Genomic DNA, 26,009 nt, shown 5'->3' with positions numbered 1-26,009 from the left:
GCGGTGTCAGTCCAGCGGCATATCCTGAACCCGAGTGGCCAATCGGCTGACGAAGGGGTCCCAAGGTGCCGTCGATGCTCGATGCCGTCGTGGTGGGTGCGGGTCCGAACGGCCTGACGGCCGCCGTCGAGCTGGCCCGCCGCGGCTTCTCGGTCGCCCTCTTCGAGGCCAGGGACACCGTGGGCGGCGGCGCCCGCACCGAGGAGCTGACGCTCCCCGGCTTCCGGCACGACCCGTGCTCCGCCGCGCACCCGCTCGGCATCAACTCGCCCGCGTTCCGCGCCCTGCCCCTGGAGCGCTACGGCCTGGAGTGGCTGCACGCCGAACTGCCGATGGCGCACCCCTTCCCCGACGGCAGCGCCGCCGTACTGGCCCGCTCCGTGGCCGAGACGGCGGCCTCCTTCGGGCCGCGCGACGCCGGCACCTACCGCAGGCTGGTCCAGCCGTTCCTGCCCAAGTGGGACACCCTGGTACGGGACTTCATGTCGCTGCCGCTCACCGCGCTGCCCCGCGACCCGGTCACCCTCGCCCGCTTCGGCCTGGCCGGGCTCCCGCCCGCCGCCCTGCTGCTGCGCCGCTTCCGCGACGAGCCCGCCAGAACCCTCTTCGCCGGTCTGGTCGCCCACGTCATGGCCCCGCTCAGCGGCTTCGCGACCGGCGCCGTCGGCCTGGTCTTCGCGCTCGCCGCGCACGCCCGCGGCTGGCCGGTGGCCCGGGGCGGATCCCAGTCCGTCTCCGACGCCCTCGCCGCCTACCTCACGGACCTCGGCGGAGCCGTCCACACCGACTACGAGGTCAAGCGCCTCGACGACCTGCCGCCCGCGCGGTCGTACATCTTCGACACCTCGCCGACCGCCCTCGCCCGGATCGCCGGCTTCGGCACCTACTACCAGGGCTACCGCTACGGCCCCGGCGTCTTCAAGATCGACTACGCGCTGGACGGCCCGGTCCCCTGGACGGCACCCCAGGCCCGCCGCGCCGGGACCGTGCAGATCGGCGCCGACAGCGCGGAGATCGGCACCGCGCTGCGCGCCGCCTCCCGCGAGGGCCGCGCGCCCGACCGCCCGTTCATGATCACCGTGCAGCCGAGCGTCGTGGACCCGGGCCGCGCCCCCGAGGGCAAGCACGTCTTCTGGGCCTACGCCCATGTCCCCAGCGGCTGGACCGGCGACCTCACCGACGTGATGGAACGTCAACTGGAGCGCTTCGCGCCCGGGTTCCGCGACCTCGTCCTGGCCCGCGCCACCGCCGGCCCGGCCGAACTCGCCGCCCGCAACGCCAACTACGTCGGCGGCGACATCGGCACCGGAGCGGTCTGCGGCCTGCAGACCCTGCTGCGCCCCCGACTTTCCCTGTTCCCGTACGACACTCCGCATCCGGCCGTCTTCATCTGCTCGTCGGCCACCCCGCCCGGGCCGGGGGTGCACGGCATGTCGGGACACAACGCGGCCAAGGCCGTGTGGAGGAGGCTGAGACAGTCATGACCCGCATCACGCTCGTCCGGGGCGACATCACGCGGCAGAGCGCCGACGCCATCGTCAACGCGGCGAACTCCTCGCTGCTCGGCGGCGGGGGCGTCGACGGCGCCATCCACCGGCGCGGCGGCCCCGCCATCCTGGAGGAGTGCCGCAAACTGCGCGCCTCCCACTACGGCAAGGGACTGCGCACCGGCCAGGCGGTCGCCACCACCGCCGGGAACCTCGACGCGCGGTGGGTCATCCACACCGTCGGACCCGTGCACTCCACCACCGAGGACCGCTCCGAACTGCTGGCCTCCTGCTACCGGGAGTCCCTCAGGCGCGCCGACGAACTCGGCGCCCGCACGGTCGCGTTCCCGGCCGTCTCCACCGGGATCTACGGCTGGCCGATGGACGACGGCGCCCGGATCGCCGTGACGACGGTCCGGGAGGCGGACACGGCCGTCGAGGAGGTCAGGTTCGTGCTCTTCGACGAGCGGGCCCACGACGCGTTCGCCCGGCAACTGGCCTGAGCGGACCGGTGGCTCCGACCTGCAGGGCCCCGCCCGGCAGCCCTGGCCGGTGTCGCCTCGACCGGCTTCGCCCCGATCGGCGGTCCCGCGGCGGAACCCCCTGCTCAGGCCAGGATCCGGCGCTTCTGCTCCTCGAACTCCGCGTCGGTCAGGATGCCCTGCGCCTTCAGCTCGCCCAGCTGCTTGAGCTGGTCCATCTTGGCGGTCATGTCGTCGGCCGCGGGCTGCGCCGGGGGCGGAGGCGGCGGGGCGGCGGCCTGCTGGGACGCCTGCTGCTCGTACTCCTGCTGGGCCCAGCGGCCCCCCTGACGGCGTGAGACACGGTTGGACACCGCCGTGGCGGTGCCGGCGACGACAGCGGTACGCGCGATTCCCCGCAGCAGTCCGGGCATGGTCGGTCATCTCCGTTCAGGCGGCCGAGAAGCCGCCGGCCGGGTTCGTCGTCCCGTCGCCACCGGCACCGTTGTCGGCATCGGGGTCGGCGGCGTCCAGGGAGGCCAGCAGGGCCTGCACCGGGATCCGGCCGCTGGCGACCAGTTCGGCACCGCTGCGCCGGAGCGCGCGGGCCAGCGGCGCGGCCCACAGGTTCTCGTACACCAGGACCGCCGCGGAGTTGCCGGGCTCCAGCGCGTTGCCCGCCTCGGTGAGGTCGTCCTCGTCCAGCAGCCCGGACGAGGCCCCGTCGAAGACGGTCAGGTCGGCCCGGTCGTCGTCGCCGAGGTCCCGCATCTCCAGCGCGGCGACCGAACCGTTCGCGTCCTTGCGGATGAAGGCGAGGTCGAGGATCCGCACGATACGGCGGTCGGCGAGGTCGACCAGCAGCGGAAAGGCCTCACCGGTCATGCGGTTGCCCGGGAACTCGATCACCAGGTAGTCGACGGGGCCCATGTCTTCGACATTGTCCATGACCACTCCTCCTGAGCGGGCCGGGAGAGCGCGCGGGCGCCCGGGGGACGGCCGCCGGCCCGCACCTCCATTGCAGCACCGGCGCCCGGGGGCCGCACTTCCGCCCGCCGGACGAGGCCCTCGTGCGGGCTCAACTCGTCAGCTGGTAGAGGCTCTTGCCCACCAGCCAGAAGCCCAGCACCAGGCACAGCGTCACCAGCGCCTGCTCCTGGTGCCCGGCCAGCCAGGCGCGCAGCCGCAGCAGCCGGGCCCGCGCCGCGACCGGGGAGAAGACCACGTACAACTCGATGGCCAGCAGGCTCGCGGTGGCGAGGACGCAGAAGCCGAACAGCGCGAGCCAGCTCTCCAGGTGCGAGGTGTCCGCCTCCACGACGGTCGTCGCCCCGGCCGCGACCAGGCCCCACGGCTGGAGCAGCACCGCGAGACCGGCCGCGCTCCACACCGTGCCCCGGTCCATCTGCCCGGTCAGCGACGCGGAGGACCCAGCGCCCCGACCGGTCTCAGCGCCCCGAGCGGTCTTTGTGCCCTGACCGGTCTCAGCGCCCTGACCGGTCCCCGTGCCCCGACCGGGCTGCGCGGACTCGGGGGCCTTGTGGGCCTTGTGGGCGCGGGCCCTGCCGCGCCGGCGGCGGCGGTGTTCGCCGTAGAGGATCAGCGACACCCCGATGCACAGCTTGGCGGCGAGGACGGCGGTGGACGGCGGGGACCTCGGCGGTGGCGGCTTGCCGCCGGTCACCAGCAGGACGGCGCAGATCACCACGGCCAGGCACGCCAGCCAGCTCAGGATGAACACCAGGCCCTTCCACACCCCCCGCTCCGACGCCACCACCAGGACGAACGCCATCAGCGGCAGCGGTTCGAGGGTGATGGCCAGCGCGATCAGCAGCAGGTCGAGGACCACGGCGACCCCCAGGGGCTCGGCACATCACGAGCGTAGGCACGGGCCGCCCGGACGACATCCCGGGGCGCGGTCGGCGGGGCGCGCCGGGGTGCCGCCGGGGCGCTCGCCCCGCACTCTGTACGCAGGAGAGGAGCGATGCCATGCGGACCAGCGGGCGGGCGCCGGGCACCGGCTCTCGGCTCCGGCCGTCCGGCTGGCGCGAGCGCACCGCGCGGCTGATCGCCGCCGCGAAGGCCGCGCACCGGCGGGCGGAGGTACGGTTCCCCGTCGTCACCCATCTGGCGGACCGCATGGTGTCCGTGAACATCTTCGACACCGGCACCCGGCTGGCCGCGCAGTCCTTCCTGACCGCCGTCCCGCTGCTCTTCGTGTTCCTGGCCTACGCCCCGCCGACCATCCAGCAGCAGCTGGTCCGCTCGGTGCGCTCGGTGTTCGGCCTGACCGGACCGGCCAACACACAGCTCCAGCAGCTGGTCCAGCCGCAGAGCGAGAGCCTGCGGCAGACCACCGGAGCGATCGGCGGCCTCATGGTGCTGATCTCGGCCACCGCCGTCAGCCGGGCCGTGCAACGGCTGTGCAAGCGCGCCTGGGAGATCCCCCGCGGCGGTGTCCGGGTCGCCCCCTGGCGCTGGCTGGCCTGGCTCGTCCTGTGGATCACCGCGCTGCTCCTGCAGGGCTCCCTGCACGACGGCTTCGGCCTCGGGGCCTGGCTGGGCATCCCGGTCACCTTCGCCGCCCAGGCGGGCCTGTGGTGGTGGACCCAGCACCTGCTGCTCGGCGGCACGGTCGCCTGGAAACCCCTGCTCCCGGGCGCGCTGATCACCGCGTTCGCCCTTACCGCCCTGACCGTGACCGCCCGGCTCTACATGCCCCGGGCCCTCAATCACGCGCTGGCCGAGTACGGCTCCCTGGGCTCGGTGTTCGTGCTCCTGTCCTGGCTGATCGTGGTCTGCCTCGCCGCCACGGTGAGCGTGTGCGTCGGCGCCGTCCTCGCCCAGGAACCGTTCCTCGCCGACCGGCTCGGCAGCCCGCCGCCCCGCCAGGACCAGGGCGCGCCGGCCTCCTGAGGGCCCGGGGCCGTCGCCCGTTCGGCCCGTCCGGACGGGCGCCGCGGCGGCCGGGCTGACGCAATGGGGTTGATCAGCCGTACGGGGCTGGCCGGCCGTACGGGGCCGATCAGCCGTCCAGCACGCCGGAGGTCCCGTGACCGAGCCGCCCGCTCCGCAGACCCCGGACCCGCACCGCGCCGCCGGCGGGTCGGGGACACCCGGTCACGCGGGGCACACCGCCGGCCGGATCGCGCGCGCCACCGCCTCCGCCGTGCTCATCGTGCTCACCTGCGTCCTGGTGCCCGTCGCCCTGCTCGCGACCTGGGTGCACGACATCGTCCTCGACACCGACCGGTACGTCTCCACCGTGGCCCCGCTGGCGACCGAACCCGCCGTCCAGGACGCGGCCGTGCACCGCATCACCGAGGCCGTGGGAGCTCACGCGGACGGCAAGGAGGTCGCCTCCGACATCGCGGGCTGGTTCCAGTCCCAGGGGCTGCCGCCGCGCGCGGTCGACGCGCTGAAGGGCCTGGGCCCGCAGATCGACGACGCCATCGACCACACGGTGACCAAGGCCGCCACCCGGGTCGTGCGCAGCGACGCCTTCGCCGAGGTGTGGCGCACCGCCAACCGCGCCGCCCACCAGGCCGTCGTGCACGCCCTCACGGGGCAGGGGCGCGGAGCCGTCGGGGTGAGCGACGGCACGGTCACCCTGGACGTCGGCACCGCCGTCGACAAGGTCAAGCAGGACCTGGTCGACGCCGGTCTGAAACCCGCCGACAAGATCCCCGAGGTGAACAAGCAGCTGGTGCTGTTCCACTCCGACGAACTGGCCAGGTTCCGCAAGGGCGCCCGGCTCCTCGACATCGTCGGCAACTGGTTCCCGGTGATCGTCGTGCTCCTCGGCGCGGCCGGGGTGTTCCTCGCCCGGGGACGGCGCCGGGCGCTGGCCCGCACCGCCCTGGGCGCGGCCTTCGCCTGCCTGGTGGTCGCGATCGCCCTGGTCGTCGCCCGCCGCTACTACCTGGACCACCTGCCGCCCGGGGTCCAGTCCGAGGCGGCCGCCGCGGCGGTCTTCGACACCCTGCTGCGCTTCCTGAAGGTCAGCCTGCGCACCGCCGTCGTCCTGGGCGTGGTCGTCGCCCTCGGCGCGTACTTCGTCGGGCCGGGCCGGCTCCCCGTCGCCGTCCGCGGCACCTCGGACCGTACGGCGGACTCCGCGGCCCGCTGGGCGGCCGCGCACCACGTCCACGCGGGCCGGACGGGCACCTGGGCCCTGGCCCGACGCCGCTGGATCACCCTCACCGCGCTGCTGGTCGTCGCCCTGGTCTTCGCCCTCTGGAACCACCCCACCGTCCTCACGGTCCTGCTCCTGGTCCTCGTCCTGCTCGCGGTCCTGGCCCTGCTCGCCCTGCTGGCGGCGGGAGGCCGGGTGGCGGCCGGCGGCACCGCGCCGGACGGCCCCGGCCGGCCCGACCACCGGGTGTGAGGCATGCGCTGACCAGGGACTCCGTCGAGTTGTGCGGGGGAGCGGCAACACTGCGATGCTGATCGGGTAAAGCGCCGACCGAGCGATCCGGACACGGGTGGTGATCTCTGTGGCCGTGAAGGACGACAGCACACGGGGACCGGCCGACGAGTACGCCGATCCGCTGGGGGAGCCTTTCCTGCGCACGCGGTTCGCCGTGCCGGCCCGGCCGGCCACCTTCGTCCGCAGGACCAGGCTCACCGCCCACCTCGACCGGGCCCTGGACACCCCGCTGACGATGGTCAACGGCGCGGCCGGCGCCGGCAAGACCCTCCTCGTCGCCGACTGGGCGGCCCGGCTCCGCAGGCCGGTCGCCTGGCTCACCAACGAGGCCGGCGACCAGGGGCCCGGCATGTTCTGGGCCTACGTCCTGCGCGCCCTGCACTCGGCGGGCGTCCCGCTGCCCACCGGAGTCGCCGGCCCCTGGGACGTCGGCAGGGTCGACCAGCGCCTGCTCGCCCGCGTCGCCGACGAGCTGAACGGACGCGAGCGGCCCACCGTCCTCGTCCTCGACGAGTTCGACCGGCTGGCCGCGCCGCAGACCGCCGAGCAGCTCGAATTCGTCCTGCACCACGCCGGACGGGGCCTGCGGCTCGTCCTGGTGACCCGCACCGAACCCCTGCTGCCCCTGCACCGCTACCGCGCGCAGGGCGCCATGACCGAGATCCGGAACGACGAGCTGGCCTTCACCCCCGAGGAGGCCGCCGACCTGCTCGCCCTGCACGGCATGGAACTGTCCACACAGGACGCCCGTGCCCTGGTGGAACGCACCCGGGGCTGGGCGGCCGGACTGCGGCTGAGCGCGCTGGCGGCGCAGCAGAGCGCGGACCCGCACACGTACCTGAAGGAGTTCGAGGCCGGACACAGCACCATCGCCGACTTCCTCCTCGCCGAGGTGCTCAGACGGCAGCCGGACGAGACCCAGGACCTGCTGCTGCGGGTCAGCGTCCTGGACCGGTTCTGCCCCGAACTGGCCGAGACCCTGACCGGCCGGCCGGGAGCCGAGCCGCACCTCGACGGACTGTGCCGGCAGAACGCGTTCGTCGAGGACCTCGGCCACTCCTGGTACCGGCTGCACCCGCTGTTCGGCGAGATCCTCCGGGTCCACCTGCGGGCGCGCCACCCGGGCCTGGAACCCGAACTGCACCGGCGTGCCGCGCGCTGGCTGCGCGACTCCGGGGCCGTCTCGGAGGCGCTGGCGCACGGCGCGGCCGCGGGCGACTGGGAGTTCACCGCGGGCGCCCTCGTCGACGACCTCGCGATCGGCCAGCTCTTCACCGGCCTGCGCACCGACCACCTGGCCGAACTGTTCTCCCGGATGGGTCCGCAGGTCGCCGGGACGGCGGCGGACCTGGTCCGGGCCGCCCGCGAGCTGTCCGCACACGATCTCGACCACGGGCTGGCCCACCTCGGCCAGGCCGAGCGGAACCTGCCCCCGGGCGCCCCCGCCGTGAGCCGGCTCAGCTGTGTACTGCTGGAATCCCTGGCGGCCCGGCTGACCGGCGCCCCCGGCCGGGCCGAGCAGGCGATGGCCACCGCCGCCCGGCTGCGCGCCGAGATACCCGCCGACCTCCTCGCGAAGCATCCCGAACTCACCGCCCTGCTCCTCACCCACCTCGGCTCGGCACGGGTCTGGGCCGGGCGCTTCGACGAGGCCCGCGCCGCCCTGACCGAGGTGGTCGACCGTCCCGGCGACGCGGCGACCGCGCTGGCCAGGGAGGACTCCCTCGGGCACCTGGCGCTGATCGACTACCTCGACGGCTGGCTCGGCCGGGCCGAGAGCGAGGCCCTCGCCGCGGCGGCCGCCACCCGGCACCCCGAGGGGCGCCCGTTCCCCGGCGCCGGCCTCGGGCAGCTGGTGCTGGCCACCGTGGCCGTGGACCGCGACGAACTGGGGCGGGCCCGGGCCCTGCTGGACGAGGCCGCCGAGTCCGGCCCTGCCGTGCCCGACCCGGTGACCGAGGCCTGCCGTGCGCTGGCGACGGCACGCCTGCAACTGGCCCTCGGCGACCCGGAGGCCGCCGCGACCGCCGCCAGCCCGGCCGTGTCGGCCCAGGTGACCTCCCCCTGGGCCGAGACCCACGCGGCCCTTGCCGCCTCGGCCGCCCATCTCGCCGGGGGCCGGCCCGACACGGCCGCCGAGGCGCTGGACGCGATGCCCGGACATGACGCGCCCGCGTGCGCCGCGGAGGTGGCGTGGGCCCGGCTCGCCGCCGGCCGGTCCGAGGAGGCCGTCGAGGCCGTCGAGGCGGTGGAACGGCTGCGCGCCGGGGACCGGGCCGGCCCCGGTGTCACGGTCCGGGCCACCCTGGTGCGGGCCCGGGCCGCCGCCGAGGCGGGGGACACCGCGACCGCCGGCAAGCTGCTGGCCAGGGCGCTGCTGGAGGCGCGCGAGGACCGGCTGCGGCGGCCGTTCCTGGACGCCGGACCCCTGCTCCGGCGGCTCCTGGACACCCCGTCCCTGCACAGCCTCGCGGCGGGCTGGCTGCACGGCGAGGCTCCCGCGTCGTACGACGGTCCGGGCACCGGCGCACCGCCCCCGGCCCTCGTCGTCGAGGAACTCAGCGGGCGCGAGCTCGAGGTGCTGACCCGGCTGGCCCGGATGATGTCCACGCAGGAGATCGCGGCGGACCTGTTCGTCTCCGTGAACACGGTCAAGACGCACCTGAAGAGCGTCTACCGGAAGCTGGGCGTGGGCCGCCGCGGCGACGCGGTCCGCCGGGCCCGTGAACGCGGACTGCTCTGACCGTGACCGACGACAGCGATGGCACCGACGGCACAGATGGCACCGACGGCACAGATGGCACCGACGACAGCGATGCCACCGACGGCACAGATGGCGCCAACGGCACCGACGGCACCAACAGCGCCTACGGCACGGGTGCACCGGGCCGCGGTCGAACCGTGGGAGCCGTCGTGACGCACCACGCGCCCGTGCGGCACGCCGACTACACCGGTGCCGTCTACGGATCGATGCTCGCCGCGTCCGTGGTGGTCGGCGCCGGCGGCCTCGGGGAGTTCCCGCGCGTGGAGCTGGTGGCGCTGCTGTTGCTCACCGGGCTGGTCTTCTGGATCGCCCATGTGCACGCCCACCTGTTCGGTGCGCGGCTCGCGCAGCGGTCGCTGGACCGCCGGAGCGTACTGAGCGTGTGCCGGGAGGAGTGGCCGATCGTCGAGGCCGCGGTACCGCCGGCGCTGGCCGTCGCGGTCAGCCCGCTGCTCGGGCTCGGTCCGGAGGGCGGGGCCTGGCTCGCGGTGGGCGTCGCCGTGGCCGGGCAGGTGGGCTGGTCGGCGGCGGGTGCGCGGCGGGCGGGCGCGGCCTGGGGACCGGTCTGCGTCACCGCGCTGGTCAACCTCCTGCTCGGCCTGGTGATCATCGCCTTCAAGCTCGCGCTGAAGGAGTGAGCCGGCCGCCGCGGGCCGGGTTCACCTGCCCCGGGTGAGGCCGGCGGCCGCGGTACGGCGCAGGATCACGGAGGTAGACCGCAGCAGGCCCGCGGCGGGAGACGCCTCATGCGCTACGAGATCCGCGTAGAAGGGACCATGTCGGACACGCTCACCCAGGCCTTCCCGGAACTGGAACACGTGACGATGTCCGGCCAGACGGTCCTGTTCGGCCCCGTCATAGACGAGGCCCAGCTCTACGGGCTGCTCAACCGCTGCCTCTCCCTGGGCCTGCGCGTCGTGGAGATGCGCCGCCTACCGGAGTGACGCCGGGCGCCGATCCCGCCTCGGGGTCCCTACCTTCCCCGGTGCTCCCCGGTGCTCGCCGTGTTCGCCGTGTCCGAAGCGGCTTCCGATGAGCATCTCCGTGCCCCGGGAAGACCGCCATGCCTCTCGGCATCCCCCGGTTTCCGGCCCCCGGCCCCCCGGCGGGTTCACCCCCGGCCCCCCGGCGGGTTCAGTGGCCCGCTGCGGTGATCCGGCCTGTTCGGGCTGCTTGGGTGAGGGCGGCGAAGTCCTGCTCGTTCCGGTCCGCGTAGGACTGGGCGAAGGCGGTGAGCGCGCGGTCGAAGCGGTCGGTGCCGCCCAGGTACGCGGAGATGGCGACGGGGTCGCCGGAGCGGGCGTGGGCGCGGGCCAGGGCGGCTCCGCACAGCTGGGCGAAGAGGTCGAGGAGATCGGGGCGCCAGGTCTCCGGGCGGGCGATGCCCTTCCAGTCGCGCAGCTGCCGTACGTAGAAGTCCCGGCCGTGTCCGTCGAACCCGACCACGTGGGTCCAGCCCAGGAAGATGTCGCTGGTCGTCTGGATCAGCCGCTGCCCCTCGACCACCCGGCGGCCCTGGTTGTCGTACCGTTCGCCGCCGGTGTGCGCGGCCAGCACCGACTCCTGGGCCTCCTTGGCCTGCAGCAGCAGCGGATCGTCGTCGTCCCGGCCGAGCAGCAGCAGGATCCAGCAGCGGGTGCCCACGCTGCCCACGCCCACCACCTTCCGCGCCAGGTCCGCCAGGTGGTAGCGGCTCAGCAGCTGCCGCCGCTCGGAACGCAGCGTACGCGCGTACCCCTCCAGGACGGTCCGCAGCTCCTTGCCCTCGTCCCTGGACGACGGGCCGGGCTCCAGGTCGCGCAGGGGGACGATCAGCGGCGGGTCCGCCGTGATCCGCCGCCCCTCGGCGGTCAACCCGGTCAGCTTCTCGAACGCCTGCATGTACGTGCGGGTACGGGCCCGCGCGGTCGCCTCGGCGGTGCGCCGCCGGTCCTGCTTGGTCATCGAGGAGGACAGCAGCGCACGCATCTTCTCGGTGTCGTCCTGCGCGTACCAGATGTCCAGCGTGCGCATGCCGGCGAAGGCCCGCATCCGCTCCCGGTACGCCCGCACGCACGCCCGTACCGCCGTGTCCTGCTCCCGTACCTCGAAGCCGTTGGCGCGGGCCGCGATCACCAGGCTGGCCGCCAGCCGCTTGACGTCCCACTCGAAGGGTCCGGGGAAGGTCTCGTCGAAGTCGTTGATGTCGAAGACCAGATGGCGTTCCGGCGAGGCCAGCAGCCGGAAGTTCAGCAGATGGGCGTCGCCGCACAGCTGCACCCGCAGCCCGGTGTCGGGCAGCGGCCCCAGGTCGGTCGCCATCACGGCCGCGGCGCCCCGGTAGAACCGGAACGGCGATTCGAGCATCCGTCCGTACCGGATCGGCACCAGCTCCGGCACCCGGGTCGCCGACTGGCGCTCCAGCACGTCGATCACGTCCGGCCGGTCCGGCGCGGGTTCGAAGAAGCCGTGGCCCGAACGCGGCGCGCGGGCGCGGGCGTTCCTCCCGTGGGCCGCCCGGTCGGCCGACGACAGGGCGAAGGTGGCGGTGTTCGGTGCGGTCATGTCGCGTCCTCCTGGTCGGGGCCCGCGCGTCCGGGCACACGGGTCCTCGTCCCACCCCAGCGCGCCACGGCCGCCGGGGGATCACCCGCCGTGGGTGACCCGCGGCCCGTGCCGGTTCGGTCAGGCTGGGCGGTGCGAGGCCCCGCACTCCGGTGCGGTCCCGCACTCCGGGCCCCGGCGGGGTGGCGCACTCCGCCCCGCCGGGCGTCCGCCGGGCGGTGACGGCGACGGCGGGCGGACGACCCGTACACGATCCCCCGGAACGGGTGAGGCCTTCGCCGCCCGCCGTGCGCACGCTGAAAGCGGCAGAGCCCGGATCGACGGCCGGTGCCGTGGACGGAGGAGAGAAATGAGCGCGCAGACCTACCTCGCGTACGACTATCCGCTGCTGAGCGCCTTCTGGACCATGCTGTGGTTCTTCCTGTGGGTCATGTGGTTCGTCCTGCTGTTCCGGATCGTCGTCGACATCTTCCGCGACGACTCGATGGGCGGCTGGGCCAAGGCGGGCTGGCTGCTCTTCTGCATCGCCCTGCCCTTCCTCGGCGTCCTCGTCTACGTGATCGCCCGGGGCAAGGGCATGGGACGGCGGGAGATCGCCCAGGCCCGTGAACAGCAGCAGGCGTTCGACTCCTACGTCAGGGAGACCGCCCGGAGCGCCCCGGCCAAGGGCAGCAGCGTCGACGAACTGACCAAGCTCTCCGAGATGAAGGCCCGCGGCGACATCTCGGACGAAGAGTTCCGGAGGGCCAAGGCACTGGTCCTGAGCGATCACGGACCGGCCGAGCGCTCCGGCTCGGGCTCGGTGCCCACCTCGCACGGGCACTGAGCACACCCCACCAGAACGAATCGAGGCAGTCGTATGACCGCGACACACCCCGCGCACCACTCGCACGCGCACTCCGCCAAGATGCAGTGGGCCGGCGGACTCATAGCCTTCGCCGCCGTCATGCTCATGATCGCCGGTCTGCTCGCGGTGTTCCGGGGCATCATGGCGATCGCCCAGGACGACGTCTTCGTCACGACGCCCAACTACGTCTTCAAGTTCGACCTCACCAGCTGGGGCTGGATCCACCTGGTGCTGGGCGTGATCGCCGTGGTCGTCAGCATCGGCCTCTTCCAGCCGGCCGCCTGGGCCCGCGGCGCCGGTGTGGCCATCGCCGCGCTGGTGATCATCGCCAACTTCCTGTCCCTGCCGTACTACCCGGTGTGGTCCGTCGTGATGATCGCGCTGTCCGGATTCATCATCTGGGCGCTGTGCGTGCAACGCGACGACACCGCGGACCGGGCCTGACCGCGCGGGGCGCACCGCCCTCGACGGAGGAGACCGGATGGGGTCTCCTCCGGTGGGACCGTCGACCGGCGGTGCGCCCCGCGCTTCCCCCTCGGCCCGCCCCCGCCCCCGCGCTTCCCCTGGCCGACCGCCGACCGGACACCGACCTCACGGTGCCGGCCGGCACTCGCACGTCAGGCCCCGACGGCGCCGACGCGGCCCGGGAACCAGCCGGAATCAGCCGACCCGGGCCCCAGACGTCACCCGGGCCCCAGACGTCACCCGGGCCCCAGACGTCACCTGAGCCCCAGACGCCACCAGGGTCAGCCCCAGGTCGTGCAGGGCGGTCAGGGTGCGCAGGTCGAGGTCGTCGTCGAAGGCGGCGACCGCCGTCACCTCCGGGTGCGCCGCCCGCAGCTCCGCGACCGCCGCGGTACCGGCGGACCGAGGAGCGTGATGTCGTGGATGATCCGCTTGGCCGGCAATGGCAATGGCAATGGCAATGGCAATGGCAATGGCAACGCCCCCCGACGTCCGGCGCCGCGACCCGCCGGCGGTACGACGGGCGGCCCGAGCGGCCTGAGCTGCTGGCCGGCCTCGGCCGGGCCGGACCACCACGTCGACCGAGTCGGCTCCGGGGCTCCCTGGGGCTTCTCGGGGCTGAGGTCAGCCCACCTACGTGTCGGATTCCCGCCAGCGCCGGCTGCCCCCGGTGGCCGATGCTGGATCCATGCAGAAAGGGATGCACCTCGACCGAGAGCACTGTGTACGGGCCGTGCAGTCGAAGGACGCGCGGTTCGACGGCTGGTTCTTCACCGCCGTCCTGACCACCCGCATCTACTGCCGGCCCAGCTGCCCGGTGGTCCCGCCCAAGCCCGCGAACATGACGTTCTACCCGAGCGCGGCCGCCTGCCAGCAGGCCGGCTTCCGGGCCTGCAAGCGCTGCCGCCCCGACACCAGCCCCGGCTCCCCGGAGTGGAACCAGCGCGCCGACCTGGTCGCCCGCGCCATGCGTCTGATCGCCGACGGGGTCGTGGACCGCGAGGGCGTGCCGGGCCTCGCCACCCGCCTCGGCTACAGCCCCCGCCAGGTCGAACGCCAGCTGCTCGCCGAACTCGGCGCCGGACCGCTGGCCCTGGCCCGGGCCCAGCGCGCCCAGACCGCGCGCCTGCTGATCGAGACGACCGCCCTCCCGATGGCGGAGATCGCCTTCGCGGCCGGCTTCTCCTCGATCCGCACCTTCAACGACACCGTCCGCGAGGTCTTCGCCCTCTCGCCGACCGAGCTGCGCGACCGCCGCCCCAGGTCGGCGACGCAGGCCCCCGGCGTCCTCACCCTGCGCCTCCCGTTCCGCGCGCCCCTCAACCCGGACAACCTCTTCGGCCACCTCGCGGCCACCGCCGTACCCGGCGTCGAGGAGTGGCGGGACGGCGCCTACCGGCGGACCCTGCGGCTGCCGTACGGCCACGGCATCGTCGCGCTCGGCCCGAAGCCCGACCACATCGCCTGCCGGCTCACCCTCAGCGACCTGCGGGACCTGCCGGTCGCCATCAGCCGCTGCCGCCGCCTGCTCGACCTCGACGCCGACCCGGTCGCCGTCGACGACCAGCTGCGCACCGACCCCTTCCTGGCACCGCTGGTGGACAAGGCGCCGGGACGGCGGGTGCCGCGCACGGTCGACGAGGCCGAGTTCGCGGTCCGGGCCGTGCTCGGCCAGCAGGTCTCCACGGCCGCCGCCCGCACCCACGCGGCCCGGCTGGTGACCGCCCACGGCACCCCGGTCGACGACCCCGAGGGCGGCCTCACCCACCTCTTCCCGACCCCCGAGGCGCTCTCGGACGTACCCCCCGACTCGCTGGCGATGCCCCGCACCCGCCGCACCACCTTCACCACCCTGGTCGGCCGGCTGGCGGACGGCACCCTCCATCTGGGAGCGGACAGCGACTGGGCCCGGGCCCGCGCCGAACTCCTCGCCCTCCCCGGCTTCGGCCCCTGGACCGTGGACGTCATCGCCATGCGCGCCCTCGGCGACCCCGACGCCTTCCTCCCCACCGACCTCGGAATCCGGCGCGCGGCACAGGAGTTGGGCCTGCCCGGCACCCCGGCCGCCCTCACCGCCCGCGCCGCGGCCTGGCGCCCCTGGCGCGCGTACGCCGTCCAGTACCTCTGGGCGACCGACAGTCACCCGATCAACTTCCTGCCCGTATGAGGAGCTTGCCGTGAAGAACCACACCGTGACCGACAGCCCCTACGGCCCGCTCACCCTCGTCGCCGAGGACGGCACCCTCTGCGGCCTCTACATGACCGGCCAGCGCCACCGCCCGCCCGAAGAGACCTTCGGCCACCGCGACGACGGCCTCTTCACCGAGACCGAGGAACAGCTCACGGCCTACTTCGCGGGCGAGTTGAAGGAGTTCACCCTCGAACTGCGCCTGAACGGCACCCCGTTCCAGCGATCCGTCTGGGAGCAGCTGCGCCTGATCCCCTACGGCGAGACCCGGTCGTACGGCGAACTGGCCGAGGCGCTCGGCAATCCGCAGGCATCCCGGGCCGTGGGCCTCGCCAACGGCAAGAACCCGATCGGCGTCATCGTGCCCTGCCACCGCGTGATCGGCGCCAACGGCAGCCTGACCGGCTACGGCGGCGGCCTGTCCCGCAAGCGGCGCCTGCTGGACTTCGAACGCGGAGCGGGCCTCTTCTGAGCTCCCCCTCCGGCCGTCCCAGCCCACCGCCCGCTCGGGGCCGCCCCCTCCGGCCGTCCCAGCCCACCGCCCGCTCGGGGCCGCCCCCTCCGGCCGTCCCAGCCCACCGCCCGCTCGGGGCCGGCCCCGCCGACCGCCCGCTCCGGCCGGCCCCGCTAACCGGCCCGCAGCCCGCCGAGCAGCTCGGGCAGCGCGGTGCCGATGGGTTCCCGCACGACCTCGTCGGCGAGTTCGTCGTACGGCGTCGGCTCGGCGTTGACGATGATCAGCCGGGCGCCGTGGTCGGCGGCGACGCCCGCGAGGCCGGCGGCGGGCTGCACCTGGAGGCTGCTGCCGACGGCGATGAAGACCTCGCAGGCCTTGGCGATGGCGAGGGCCTCCCCGAGCACGACGGGGTCCAGCCGCTCGCCGAACATGACGGTCGCGGACTTCAGGATGCCGCCGCACGCCAGGCACGGCGGGTCGTCCTCGCCGGCCTCGACCCGGGCGAGGGCGTCCGCCATCGGCCCCCGGGCGTGGCAGCCGGTGCACACGAAACTCCGCGCGCTGCCGTGCAGTTCGAGCACCTTGCGGGCGGGCATGCCGGCGAGCTGGTGCAGCCCGTCCACGTTCTGCGTGATCACCCGCACCGCAACCCCCGACCGCTCCAGCTCGACGACCGCCCGGTGCGCCGCGTTCGGCTCCGCCGCAAGCGCCCGGTTCTTCCGCCGCAGCTCCCAGGACCGCCGCCGGATCTCCGGGTCGCCCATGTAGTACTCGTACGTCACGAGCTTCTCGGCCTCGGGATCCTTGCGCCACAGCCCGTTCGGACCGCGGTAGTCGGGGATCCCGGAGTCGGTCGAGATACCGGCGCCGCTCAGGATGGCGACGAGGGGCTTGGTCATGGGCCGAGCCTAGGCCGATGGTCCGGACGCGGCGAACGGATATCCCGGGGGCACCGCGCCCGGCGGGTCAGCCCACCCGGCGGCCGTTCTCCAGTTCCGCGGCGCCGGAGCCGGCGGTCAGCACCTCCAGGGCGACCACCACCCGGCGTCCCAGGGAGCCCTGGAGGTGCGCGGTCAGTTCGTCGTGGGCGACCAGGCGCCAGCTCAGCAGTTCCTCCTCCTGGAGCCGGATCGCGCCGAGGTCCGCGTCGGTGAGGACACCGCCGTCGTACACGTACGCCACCACGGGCGGCCGGCCCGTGCCGTGCACCCAGTCCACCGTGAGCAGCCGGCCGATCTCCCGGTCCAGGCCGATCTCCTCCAGGGTCTCCCGGCGGGCGCCCTGGCGCGGGGTCTCCCCGTCGTCGGACTCGATGGTCCCGCCCGGCAGCGCCCAGCCCTCCCGGTAGTTGGGCTCGACGAGCAGCACCCGCCCCCCGGCGTCGCGGAAGAGCACGGCGGCCCCGGCGAGGACACGGGGGAGACTCGCGATGTACGCGGCGTACGTATCGGTGGTGGTCATCCTGGAAGCGTAGCCAGCAGGGGGCCGGGGCCGGTCCTGGCGAGCCGTACGGTCCGCTCGGCCAGGTCGCTGATCCGGGCCCCGTCGAAGCCGAAGACCGCGCTGCGCACCGTGTCCTCCAGCGGCTCCGTCCACTGCGCGGGGACCGCCGCCGCGCCGGTCAGCACCCCGGCCACCGAACCCGCCGTCGCGCCGTTGGAGTCGGTGTCCAGGCCGCCGCGCACGGTGAGGGCGATGGTCCGGGTGAAGTCGCCGTCGCCGTAGAGCAGCCCGGCGGTGAGGACGGCCGCGTTGGGGACGGTGTGGATCCAGCCGAGGCCCGAGGTCTCGGCGGAGACCGTGCCGAGGGTCTCCTCCCAGCTCAGCCGGGCCTCGTGCAGGGAGACCACCCGGCGCACGGTCCGCGCGAGCCGGCAGCTCGCCGGTACGACGGTCAGCGCGGTCTCGACCGCCTGCCGTACCGTCGCCGCGGTGAACGCCGCCGAGATCAGCGCGGCGGCCCACATCGCGCCGTACACCCCGTTGCCCGAGTGCGACAGCACCGCGTCCCGGCGGGCCAGCGCGGCGGCCTGGCGCGGGTCGTCGGGGCAGGTCCAGCCGAAGACGTCGGCGCGGATCAGGGCGCCGATCCACTCCTGGTAGGGGTTGTCGTAGGTGGCCGTCAACGGCGGTTTCAGCCCGTTGGCGAGGTTGCGGTAGGCGGCCCGCTCCGCCGTGAAGGTCTGGAGGTACGGCAGCCGCAGCAGCCACAGCTCGCCGACCTGCTCGGTGCTGAAGCCGAAGCCGTGGGTCTCCAGCAGGTCGAGGCCGAGGACGGCGTAGTCGACGTCGTCGTCCCGGCAGCTGCCGTGGATCCGGCCGCGCACGCACCGCCGCCACTCGGGGCGCAGCGCGAGCGCGTCGGCCTCGTCGGCGGGCTCGGGGAGGTAGTCGGTGAGCGGCAGGGCGCCGGCCCGCCGCAGATAGCCGTCGATGCGCTCACGGGTCCACAGGTCGCCCCGCTCGACCGGCTTGCCGAGCATGTTGCCCGCGATCCGGCCGAGCCAGCCGCCGAGGACGCGGTCGGCCAGACCGCACGGCTCGGTGCCCTGGGTGCTCATGGCTGTGGTCTACCCGTTTTCGCAGCCGGCTCCCAGCCGCCTCCCAGGCTTTGGTCCGGGCATGACGGAAAGGGGCTCCTCCGGTTAAGGTCGCAGCGGCGCGACTGGCCCTGACGTGCGAGGGCCCGGAGAGCAAGGGGATACAGGTGACACAGCGCGTGCTCATCGCCGCGGACAAGTTCAAGGGCTCGCTGACGGCCGTCGAGGTCGCCGAGCGGGTCACGGCGGGGCTCAGGCGGGTCGTCCCGGGCCTCGACGTCGAGGCGCTGCCCGTGGCGGACGGCGGGGACGGCACGGTGGCCGCGGCGGTCGCGGCCGGTTTCGAACGCCACGAGAGACGAGTCGCCGGGCCGCTGGGGCAGGAGGTCACCGCCGCGTTCGCGCTGCGCGGCGACACCGCGGTCGTGGAGATGGCCGAGGCCAGCGGATTGCAGCGGCTGCCCCGCGGGGTCTTCGCGCCCCTGACGGCGTCCACCTACGGCTCCGGCGAACTGCTGCTGGCCGCGCTGGACGCGGGCGCCCGCACCATCGTCTTCGGCGTCGGCGGCAGCGCCACGACCGACGGCGGCGCCGGGATGCTGTCGGCGCTCGGGGCGCGGTTCCTGGACGAGGACGGCGAGCCGGTCCCGCCGGGCGGCGGCGGCCTCGCCGACCTGGCCCGCGCCGACCTGTCCGGCCTGGACCCGCGGCTGTCCGCCGTCGACCTGGTCCTCGCCAGCGACGTCGACAACCCGCTGACCGGCCCGAAGGGCGCGCCCGCGGTGTACGGCCCGCAGAAGGGGGCCTCGCCGGACGACGTGGCGGCCCTGGACGAGGCGCTGGCCAACTTCGCCAAGGTGCTGGAGGCCGAGGTCGGCCCGCGCGCCCACGACTACGCGGTCGCGCCCGGCGCGGGCGCCGCCGGCGGTATCGGCTACGGCGCCCTGCTGCTCGGCGCCCGCTTCCGGGCGGGCATCGACGTCATGCTCGACGTGCTCGGCTTCGCGCCCGCGCTGGAGCGGACGACCCTCGTCATCACCGGCGAGGGCTCGCTGGACGAGCAGACGCTGCACGGCAAGGCGCCCGCCGGGGTGGCCGCGGCCGCGCGCGCCGCCGGCAAGGAGGTCGTCGCCGTCTGCGGCCGCCTCGCGCTGCCGCCGGAGGCGATCGGCCGGGCCGGCATCCGCCGCGCCTACCCGCTCACCGCCGAGGAGCCGGACGTCGCCAGGTGCATCGCCGACGCTGGCCCCATCCTGGAACGGGTGGCGGAACAGATCGCCCGGGACTTCCTGAGCTGAGCGCGCGAGGGCTCCCGCGTGGGGTCCTCGAACGCGAGAACGGGTGTGGCCCGAGCCTTCGAAGGCTCGGGCCACACCCGTTTCGGAGCGGTCGGGGCTAGGGCAGCTGGGCTGCCCGGGCCTCGCGGCGGTTGTCGCGGAAGTTGTTCACCCGGCGGGCCGTGGCGAACAGCGGGATCACCGCGCCGGTCACCAGCTGCAGCGCGCAGCCGGTCTGGAGCAGCAGCTGGCCGCCGGGCGCGTCGAACGCCCAGGCCGCCAGGAGGCCGACCCCGAGCACGATCCAGGACAGCATCGCGACCGCGAGGCGGCCCCGCGGCTTCGGGTACTCGACGCGGCTGACCATCAGCCAGGCCGTGCCGAGGATCGCGAGCAGCGTCGCGAAGAACGGCAGCTCCAGGAGCACGATGGAGACGACCGTCAGCGCCCCGAAGGGGCTCGGCATGCCCTGGAACATGCCGTTCGGCGGCGTCACGCACGAGAACCGGGCCAGTCTCAGCACCACGGCGAGCAGGACGACGACGGCTCCGACCGCGGCCACCTTCTGGTACGCGTCGTCCGCCACCATGCCGTAGACGAGGACGAAGTACGCCGGGGCCAGGCCGAAGCTGATCAGGTCCGAGAGGTTGTCCAGCTCGGCGCCCATGGGGGAGGAGCGCAGCTTGCGCGCCACCAGGCCGTCGAACAGGTCGAAGATCGCGGCACAGAGCATCAGGATGACCGCGGTGGCGGCGCTGTGCCGCGCCATGCCGGCCGACTGGTCGTCCCCGGTGAGGTGCGGGATCAGGATGCCGGTGGTGGTGAAGTACACCGCCATGAAGCCGCACGTCGCGTTGCCCAGGGTGAGGGTGTCCGCTATCGAGAGGCGGAGAGAGAGGGGCATCTCCTCCTCTTCGTCACCGATCTCGTCTGCCTCGGGCACCCAGCCCGCCTGGGTCTCAGGATCAATCACGGTCAATGCGAGTCACCCCAGCCACGGTCTTCTGCCCGACCTCGACCGCGACCTCCACGCCCTCGGGCAGGTAGATGTCGACGCGCGAGCCGAAGCGGATCAGACCGATGCGGTCGCCCTGCTCGACCTTCGTGCCCTGCGGGACGTAGGGGACGATGCGACGGGCCACCGCGCCGGCGATCTGGATCATCTCGATGTCGCCGAGTTCGGTGTCGAAATGCCAGACTACGCGCTCGTTGTTCTCGCTCTCCTTGTTGAAGGCGGGAACGAAGCCACCGGGGATGTGCTCCACCGACGTCACCGTGCCCGACAGCGGCGCGCGGTTGACGTGCACGTTGAGCGGGCTCATGAAGATCGCGACGCGGGTGCGACCGTCCTTCCACGGCATGATGCTCTGCACCACACCGTCGGCGGGCGAGATGACACGGCCCTGGGCGATCTCACGCTCGGGGTCGCGGAAGAACCACAGCATGCCCGCCGCGAGCGCGGTGGCGGGCACGGCGACGGCCTTGGCGGCCCCGGAGCGGCGGGCGCGGAGCAGGCTGACGGCTGCGGTGGCGACGGTCGGGAGAAGCCACGGCGATGCTCCGCGCGCGAGGCGTACGCCGGCCAGGCTGTCTCGATGTGCAGAGGTTTGGCTGTGGGGCATGGATGACCTTCGTAGCGGATGATGCCGCGCTCTAAAGGGGGACGGCGGCTTTCCGGGGATCGTACCGGTCGCGGGCCACAACTGGGCAAGCCAGGAAGCCGAGTCGGCGGCCGAAGCCCGTTGACGGGGTGTGATCTTCTTCTCGAAGAAAACACCCCGCACCCGGACAATCAGCCCTGGAATCGATACTCTTCGAGCAGCCGGCGCCCGATGATCATTTTCTGGATCTCGGCGGTACCTTCGCCGATCAGCAACATCGGCGCCTCACGGTAGAGACGTTCGATCTCGTACTCCTTCGAGAAGCCGTAGCCGCCGTGGATCCGGAAGGCATCCTCCACGACCTCCTTGCAGTACTCGGAGGCGAGGTACTTCGCCATCCCGGCCTCCAGGTCGTTTCGTTCCCCGGAGTCCTTTTTGCGTGCTGCGTTGACCATCATGGCATGCGCGGCCTCGACCTTGGTGGCCATCTCCGCGAGCTTGAACTGGATGGCCTGGTGCTGGGCGATCGCCTTGCCGAAGGTGTGCCGCTGCTGGGCGTACCGGACGCCGAGCTCGAACGCACGCTGGGCGACCCCGCAACCACGGGCCGCCACATTGACGCGGCCGACCTCCACTCCGTCCATCATTTGGTAAAAACCTCGGCCCGTGACGCCGCCGAGCACCCGATCGGCCGGAAGGCGCAGGCCGTCCATGATCAGCTCGGTGGTGTCGACGCCCTTGTAGCCCATCTTCTCGATCTTGCCCGGGATGGTCAGGCCGGGGCGGACCTCGCCGAAGCCGGGCTCCTTCTCGACGAGGAAGGTCGTCATCGACCTGTGGGGCTTCGCGGCCGCCTCTTCGGGGGTGAGTCCTTCGTCACTACGCACCAGGACGGCCACGAGCGACGACGTCCCGCCGTTCGTCAGCCACATCTTCTGGCCGTTCAGGACGTACTCCTCGCCGTCCCTGACCGCCTTCGAGGTGATCGCCGACACGTCCGAGCCCAGGGCCGGCTCCGACATGGAGAACGCGCCCCGGATGTCGCCGGCCGCCATGCGCGGCAGGAAGTGGTCCTTCTGCTCCTGCGTGCCGTGCTGCTTGAGCATGTACGCCACGATGAAGTGCGTGTTGATGATCCCGGAGACGGACATCCAGCCCCGGGCGATCTCCTCGACGCACAGCGCGTACGTCAGGAGGGACTCGCCCAGGCCGCCGTACTCCTCGGGGATCATCAGGCCGAAGAGGCCGAGCTCCCTGAGACCGTCGACGATCGCCTGCGGGTACTCGTCGCGGTGCTCCAGCCCGGTGGCGACCGGGATGATCTCCTTGTCCACGAAGTCGCGGACGGTGGAGAGGATCTCCTGCTGGACGTCGGTCAGACCGGCGGTCTGGGCGAGACGAGCCATCGCTTACTTCCCCTGTTCCTTGAGCTCGGGGCGGCCCGGCTGCTCGCCGCCGCGCTCCTTGATGTACGTCTTGGTCGGCACCATCACCTTGCGGCGGAAGACGCAGACCAGCGTGCCGTCCTGCTTGTACCCCTTGGTCTCGACGTAGACGATCCCGCGGTCGTCCTTCGACTTCGAGGGCCACTTGTCGAGCACGGTCGTCTGGCCGTAGATCGTGTCCCCGTGGAAGGTCGGCGCCACGTGCTTGAGCGACTCGATCTCCAGGTTGGCGATCGCCTTGCCCGAGACGTCCGGCACGGACATGCCGAGCAGAAGGGAGTAGATGTAGTTCCCGACCACCACGTTCTTGCCGAAATCCGTCGTCTTCTCGGCGTAGTTCGTGTCCATGTGGAGCGGGTGGTGGTTCATCGTGAGCAGACAGAACAGATGGTCGTCGTACTCCGTGACCGTCTTCCCGGGCCAGTGCTTGTACGTCGCCCCGACCTCGAACTCCTCGTACGTGCGTCCGAACTGCATCGCCTAGGCCTCCGGGATCTCGAACTTCGAGGTGCGCTGCATGCCGGCGGCCCGGCCCTTGCCGGAGACGACCAGGGCCATCTTGCGGCTGGCCTCGTCGATCATCTCGTCGCCGAGCATCGCGGAGCCCTTCCTGCCGCCCGCCTCGGACGTGTGGTACTCGTACGCGTCCAGGATCAGCTCGGCGTGGTCGTAGTCCTCCTGCGACGGCGAGAAGATCTCGTTGGACGCCTCGACCTGGCCCGGGTGCAGCACCCACTTGCCGTCGAAGCCGAGGGCCGCGGCGCGCCGGGCGACCTCGCGGTAGCCCTCGACGTTGCGGATCTGGAGGTAGGGGCCGTCGATCGCCTGGAGGTTGTTGGCGCGGGCGGCCATCAGGATCTTCATCAGGATGTAGTGGTAGGCGTCCGCCGGGTAGCCGGGCGGCTGCTCGCCCACGACCAGCGACTTCATGTTGATGGACGCCATGAAGTCGGCCGGGCCGAAGATGATCGTCTCGACGCGCGGGGAGGCCGTCGCGATCTCGTTGACGTTGTTGAGGCCCTGCGCGTTCTCGATCTGCGCCTCGATGCCGATCCTGCCGGCCTCGAAGCCCATGGTCTTCTCGATCTGGGTCAGCAGCAGGTCCAGGGCGACCACCTGCTGGGCCGTCTGCACCTTCGGCAGCATGATGCAGTCGAGGTTCTGCCCGGCGCCCTCGACGACCGTGACGACGTCGCGGTACGTCCACTCGGTCGTCCAGTCGTTCACGCGCACCACGCGCGTCTTGCCGGTCCAGTCGCCCTCGTTCAGGAACTTCACGATGGTGTGCCGTGCCCCGGGCTTGGCCAGCGGCGCGCACGCGTCCTCCAGGTCGAGGAAGACCTGGTCCGCCGGGAGACCCTGCGCCTTCTCCAGGAAGCGGGGGTTCGAACCGGGTACTGCCAGGCACGAGCGCCGCGGGCGGAGACGGTTGACGGTCGTCATGCGGGGACCTCCAGGGGGTCGAGCTTGTTCGCTTTGCGGATCTCGTCGACGATGCGGCCGATGATTCCGGTGATGTCGAAGTCCTTCGGGGTGAAGACCGCGGCCACTCCGGCTTCCCTGAGCTGTTCGGCATCACCGTTCGGGATGATGCCACCGGCGATCACCGGTATATCTGTGGCACCGGCCACACGGAGTCGTTCCAGGACGTCCGGGACCAGCTGGGCGTGCGACCCGGAGAGGATCGACAGGCCGACCGCGTGCACGTCCTCGGCCAGCGCCGCGTCCACGATCTGCTCGGGGGTGAGCCGGATGCCCTGGTAGACCACCTCGAAGCCGGCGTCCCGGGCCCGCACCGCGATCTGCTCGGCGCCGTTGGAGTGCCCGTCCAGGCCCGGCTTGCCGACCAGGAAGCGCAGCCTGCCGCTGCCCAGCTCCCGGGCGGTGGCGTCGACCCTGGCCCGGACCTCGGCCAGCGCCGAGCCCGCCTCCGCCGGAACGGCGACCGGGGCCGAGGAGACCCCGGTGGGCGCCCGGAACTCGCCGAACACCTCTCGCAGCGCGCCCGCCCACTCACCGGTCGTGACCCCGGCCCTGGCGCACTCCAGGGTGGCCTCCATGAGGTTGTCGGTGCCCTTGGCGGCCTCCTTCAGCCGCTCCAGGGCCTTGCAGGGCCGCGGGTGGTTGAACGGCGGCTGGTAGCGCGTGTCGCGCCAGTTCCCGATCGCCGCCACCACCCTCGCCTCGACCGCCGGGTCCACCGTCTGGATCGCGGTGTCCAGGTCGGCGGTCAGCGGGTTCGGCTCGGTGGTCTCGAAGACGTTGACACCGACGATCTTCTCCTGGCCCGACTCGATCCGGGCCCGCCGCTCGGCGTGCGAGGAGACCAGCTGCGACTTCAGGTAGCCGGACTCGACGGCCGCCATCGCGCCGCCCATCTCCTGGATCCGGCCGATCTCCGCGAGGGAGTCCGCGACCAGCTGGGCGACCTTCTTCTCGATGACGTGCGAGCCCTCGAAGATGTCCTCGTACTCCAGCAGGTCGCTCTCGTGCGCCAGCACCTGCTGGATGCGCAGCGACCACTGCTGGTCCCAGGGCGTCGGCAGGCCCAGCGCCTCGTTCCAGGCCGGCAGCTGCACGGCACGCGCGCGTGCGTCCTTCGACAGCGTCACGGCCAGCATCTCCAGGACGATCCGCTGGACGTTGTTCTCCGGCTGCGCCTCGGTCAGCCCCAGGGAGTTGACCTGGACGCCGTACCGGAAGCGGCGCTGCTTCGGGTCCTCGATGCCGTACCGCTCGCGGGTGATCCGGTCCCAGATGCGGCCGAACGCGCGCATCTTGCACATCTCCTCGACGAAGCGGACGCCCGCGTTCACGAAGAAGGAGATACGGGCGACGACGTCACCGAACTTCTCGGCGGGCACCTGGCCGGAGTCGCGCACGGCGTCGAGGACCGCGATCGCCGTCGACATCGCGTACGCGATCTCCTGGACCGGCGTGGCGCCCGCCTCCTGCAGGTGGTAGCTGCAGATGTTGATCGGGTTCCACTTCGGGATGTGGGAGACCGTGTACGCGATCATGTCCGTCGTCAGCCGGAGGCTCGGCCCCGGCGGGAAGACGTGCGTCCCCCGGGACAGGTACTCCTTGACGATGTCGTTCTGGGTCGTGCCCTGGAGCCTGGTGATGTCCGCGCCCTGCTCCTCCGCGACGACCTGGTAGAGCGCCAGCAGCCACATGGCGGTGGCGTTGATCGTCATCGAGGTGTTCATCTGCTCCAGGGGGATGTCCTGGAACAGCCGGCGCATGTCACCGAGGTGCGAGACGGGCACGCCCACCCGGCCGACCTCGCCGCGGGCGAGGACGTGGTCGGGGTCGTAGCCGGTCTGCGTCGGCAGGTCGAACGCCACCGACAGACCCGTCTGGCCCTTGGCGAGGTTGCGCCGGTACAGCTCGTTGGACGCCTCGGCCGTGGAGTGCCCGGCGTACGTGCGCATGAGCCACGGCCGGTCCTTCGCACGTGCCCCGTCGGCGATCTGACGCTCAGTCATCTGTGCCCCCGGGTGT

Annotated in this window: 26 protein-coding genes; 12 read left to right on the top strand and 14 right to left on the bottom strand. The window is 72.9% G+C overall.

Annotated features, from left to right (window positions below; translation table 11 throughout):
* The first annotated feature begins 74 nt into the window (after positions 1-74).
* Both ACZ619_RS33140 and ACZ619_RS33135 read left to right on the top strand, forming a co-directional pair.
* Positions 75-1,484 (top strand): phytoene desaturase family protein, encoded by a 1,410-nt coding sequence (locus tag ACZ619_RS33140; protein WP_469606845.1) that lies wholly within the window; start codon positions 75-77, stop codon positions 1,482-1,484.
* Positions 1,481-1,990 carry an O-acetyl-ADP-ribose deacetylase gene (locus ACZ619_RS33135; protein ID WP_469606842.1) on the top strand — a complete coding sequence of 170 codons (510 nt, stop codon included), beginning with the start codon at positions 1,481-1,483 and terminating at the stop codon, positions 1,988-1,990. The genes ACZ619_RS33140 and ACZ619_RS33135 overlap by 4 nt, the downstream gene beginning before the upstream one ends.
* A gap of 104 nt (positions 1,991-2,094) precedes the next feature.
* Here ACZ619_RS33135 and ACZ619_RS33130 read toward each other — a convergent pair whose 3' ends face one another.
* From ACZ619_RS33130 to ACZ619_RS33120, 3 genes are all read right to left on the bottom strand, one after another.
* Positions 2,095-2,382 (bottom strand): SHOCT domain-containing protein, encoded by a 288-nt coding sequence (locus ACZ619_RS33130; protein ID WP_469606840.1) that lies wholly within the window; start codon positions 2,380-2,382, stop codon positions 2,095-2,097.
* Positions 2,383-2,398: 16 nt separating this feature from the next.
* Positions 2,399-2,896: a DUF6325 family protein gene (locus ACZ619_RS33125; protein ID WP_469606837.1), complete on the bottom strand. Its 498-nt coding sequence runs from the start codon at positions 2,894-2,896 to the stop codon at positions 2,399-2,401.
* 130 nt (positions 2,897-3,026) lie between these two features.
* A complete protein-coding gene (locus ACZ619_RS33120; RefSeq protein WP_469606834.1) occupies positions 3,027-3,797 on the bottom strand; it encodes a GAP family protein in 771 nt (256 codons plus the stop codon).
* Positions 3,798-3,937: 140 nt separating this feature from the next.
* Here ACZ619_RS33120 and ACZ619_RS33115 point away from each other — a divergent pair, with 140 nt between their 5' ends.
* The 5 genes from ACZ619_RS33115 to ACZ619_RS33095 all read left to right on the top strand — a co-directional run bounded on the left by ACZ619_RS33115 (position 3,938) and on the right by ACZ619_RS33095 (position 10,085).
* On the top strand, positions 3,938-4,864 hold the full coding sequence (locus ACZ619_RS33115; protein WP_469606833.1) for a YhjD/YihY/BrkB family envelope integrity protein: 927 nt from the start codon (positions 3,938-3,940) through the stop codon (positions 4,862-4,864).
* A 136-nt stretch (positions 4,865-5,000) separates the two neighbouring features.
* Positions 5,001-6,335 (top strand): hypothetical protein, encoded by a 1,335-nt coding sequence (locus ACZ619_RS33110; RefSeq protein WP_469606830.1) that lies wholly within the window; start codon positions 5,001-5,003, stop codon positions 6,333-6,335.
* 100 nt (positions 6,336-6,435) lie between these two features.
* Positions 6,436-9,120, top strand: a complete 2,685-nt coding sequence (locus ACZ619_RS33105; protein ID WP_469606906.1) for a winged helix-turn-helix domain-containing protein — start codon at positions 6,436-6,438, stop codon at positions 9,118-9,120.
* A gap of 158 nt (positions 9,121-9,278) precedes the next feature.
* On the top strand, positions 9,279-9,779 hold the full coding sequence (locus ACZ619_RS33100) for a hypothetical protein (protein ID WP_469606903.1): 501 nt from the start codon (positions 9,279-9,281) through the stop codon (positions 9,777-9,779).
* A gap of 108 nt (positions 9,780-9,887) precedes the next feature.
* Complete coding sequence (locus tag ACZ619_RS33095) at positions 9,888-10,085, top strand: hypothetical protein (RefSeq protein WP_469606828.1); 198 nt, start codon at positions 9,888-9,890, stop codon at positions 10,083-10,085.
* Positions 10,086-10,275: 190 nt separating this feature from the next.
* On the opposite strand, the gene ACZ619_RS33090 is transcribed toward ACZ619_RS33095, so the two are convergent.
* A complete protein-coding gene (locus tag ACZ619_RS33090; RefSeq protein WP_469606825.1) occupies positions 10,276-11,685 on the bottom strand; it encodes a DUF2252 domain-containing protein in 1,410 nt (469 codons plus the stop codon).
* Between the two features lie 349 nt (positions 11,686-12,034).
* On the opposite strand from ACZ619_RS33090, the gene ACZ619_RS33085 reads away from it, so the two are divergent.
* Both ACZ619_RS33085 and ACZ619_RS33080 read left to right on the top strand, forming a co-directional pair.
* Complete coding sequence (locus ACZ619_RS33085; RefSeq protein ID WP_469606822.1) at positions 12,035-12,511, top strand: SHOCT domain-containing protein; 477 nt, start codon at positions 12,035-12,037, stop codon at positions 12,509-12,511.
* 33 nt (positions 12,512-12,544) lie between these two features.
* Positions 12,545-12,976, top strand: coding sequence for a DUF7144 family membrane protein (locus ACZ619_RS33080; protein ID WP_469606820.1), 432 nt, complete (start codon positions 12,545-12,547; stop codon positions 12,974-12,976).
* 216 nt (positions 12,977-13,192) lie between these two features.
* On the opposite strand, the gene ACZ619_RS33075 is transcribed toward ACZ619_RS33080, so the two are convergent.
* Positions 13,193-13,351: a hypothetical protein gene (locus tag ACZ619_RS33075; protein WP_469606819.1), complete on the bottom strand. Its 159-nt coding sequence runs from the start codon at positions 13,349-13,351 to the stop codon at positions 13,193-13,195.
* Positions 13,352-13,697: 346 nt separating this feature from the next.
* Between ACZ619_RS33075 and ACZ619_RS33070 the strand changes: the two genes are divergently transcribed.
* On the top strand, positions 13,698-15,164 hold the full coding sequence (locus tag ACZ619_RS33070; RefSeq protein WP_469606902.1) for an AlkA N-terminal domain-containing protein: 1,467 nt from the start codon (positions 13,698-13,700) through the stop codon (positions 15,162-15,164).
* 10 nt (positions 15,165-15,174) lie between these two features.
* The gene (locus ACZ619_RS33065; protein ID WP_469606818.1) at positions 15,175-15,657 is read left to right on the top strand and encodes a methylated-DNA--[protein]-cysteine S-methyltransferase; all 483 of its coding nucleotides are present in this window, start codon (positions 15,175-15,177) and stop codon (positions 15,655-15,657) included.
* Positions 15,658-15,812: 155 nt separating this feature from the next.
* Here ACZ619_RS33065 and ACZ619_RS33060 read toward each other — a convergent pair whose 3' ends face one another.
* The 3 genes from ACZ619_RS33060 to ACZ619_RS33050 all read right to left on the bottom strand — a co-directional run bounded on the left by ACZ619_RS33060 (position 15,813) and on the right by ACZ619_RS33050 (position 18,203).
* On the bottom strand, positions 15,813-16,541 hold the full coding sequence (locus ACZ619_RS33060; RefSeq protein WP_469606816.1) for an SIR2 family NAD-dependent protein deacylase: 729 nt from the start codon (positions 16,539-16,541) through the stop codon (positions 15,813-15,815).
* 67 nt (positions 16,542-16,608) lie between these two features.
* The gene (locus tag ACZ619_RS33055; protein ID WP_469606814.1) at positions 16,609-17,103 is read right to left on the bottom strand and encodes an NUDIX domain-containing protein; all 495 of its coding nucleotides are present in this window, start codon (positions 17,101-17,103) and stop codon (positions 16,609-16,611) included.
* Complete coding sequence (locus ACZ619_RS33050) at positions 17,100-18,203, bottom strand: ADP-ribosylglycohydrolase family protein (protein ID WP_469606811.1); 1,104 nt, start codon at positions 18,201-18,203, stop codon at positions 17,100-17,102. The genes ACZ619_RS33055 and ACZ619_RS33050 overlap by 4 nt, the downstream gene beginning before the upstream one ends.
* Before the next feature lie 158 nt (positions 18,204-18,361).
* On the opposite strand from ACZ619_RS33050, the gene ACZ619_RS33045 reads away from it, so the two are divergent.
* Positions 18,362-19,480: a glycerate kinase gene (locus ACZ619_RS33045; RefSeq protein WP_469606899.1), complete on the top strand. Its 1,119-nt coding sequence runs from the start codon at positions 18,362-18,364 to the stop codon at positions 19,478-19,480.
* A 97-nt stretch (positions 19,481-19,577) separates the two neighbouring features.
* On the opposite strand, the gene pssA is transcribed toward ACZ619_RS33045, so the two are convergent.
* From pssA to ACZ619_RS33015, 6 genes are all read right to left on the bottom strand, one after another.
* On the bottom strand, positions 19,578-20,402 hold the full coding sequence (gene pssA, locus ACZ619_RS33040; protein WP_469606809.1) for a CDP-diacylglycerol--serine O-phosphatidyltransferase: 825 nt from the start codon (positions 20,400-20,402) through the stop codon (positions 19,578-19,580).
* A 22-nt stretch (positions 20,403-20,424) separates the two neighbouring features.
* Positions 20,425-21,081: a phosphatidylserine decarboxylase gene (locus tag ACZ619_RS33035; protein ID WP_365684803.1), complete on the bottom strand. Its 657-nt coding sequence runs from the start codon at positions 21,079-21,081 to the stop codon at positions 20,425-20,427.
* A 170-nt stretch (positions 21,082-21,251) separates the two neighbouring features.
* Positions 21,252-22,466 carry an acyl-CoA dehydrogenase family protein gene (locus ACZ619_RS33030; protein WP_469606805.1) on the bottom strand — a complete coding sequence of 405 codons (1,215 nt, stop codon included), beginning with the start codon at positions 22,464-22,466 and terminating at the stop codon, positions 21,252-21,254.
* A 3-nt stretch (positions 22,467-22,469) separates the two neighbouring features.
* Complete coding sequence (locus ACZ619_RS33025) at positions 22,470-22,982, bottom strand: MaoC family dehydratase (RefSeq protein WP_469606802.1); 513 nt, start codon at positions 22,980-22,982, stop codon at positions 22,470-22,472.
* Positions 22,983-22,985: 3 nt separating this feature from the next.
* Entirely contained in the window at positions 22,986-23,948 is a 963-nt protein-coding gene (locus tag ACZ619_RS33020; RefSeq protein ID WP_469606800.1) for an HpcH/HpaI aldolase/citrate lyase family protein, read from the bottom strand.
* Positions 23,945-25,993: a protein meaA gene (locus ACZ619_RS33015; protein WP_469606797.1), complete on the bottom strand. Its 2,049-nt coding sequence runs from the start codon at positions 25,991-25,993 to the stop codon at positions 23,945-23,947. The genes ACZ619_RS33020 and ACZ619_RS33015 overlap by 4 nt, the downstream gene beginning before the upstream one ends.
* Between the last annotated feature and the right edge of the window lie 16 nt (positions 25,994-26,009).

The sequence above is a fragment of the Streptomyces sp. NPDC104367 genome (assembly GCF_055583825.1).
The sequence above is the reverse complement of the archived record's forward strand: the minus strand, read 5'-3'. Positions and strand labels throughout refer to the sequence as shown.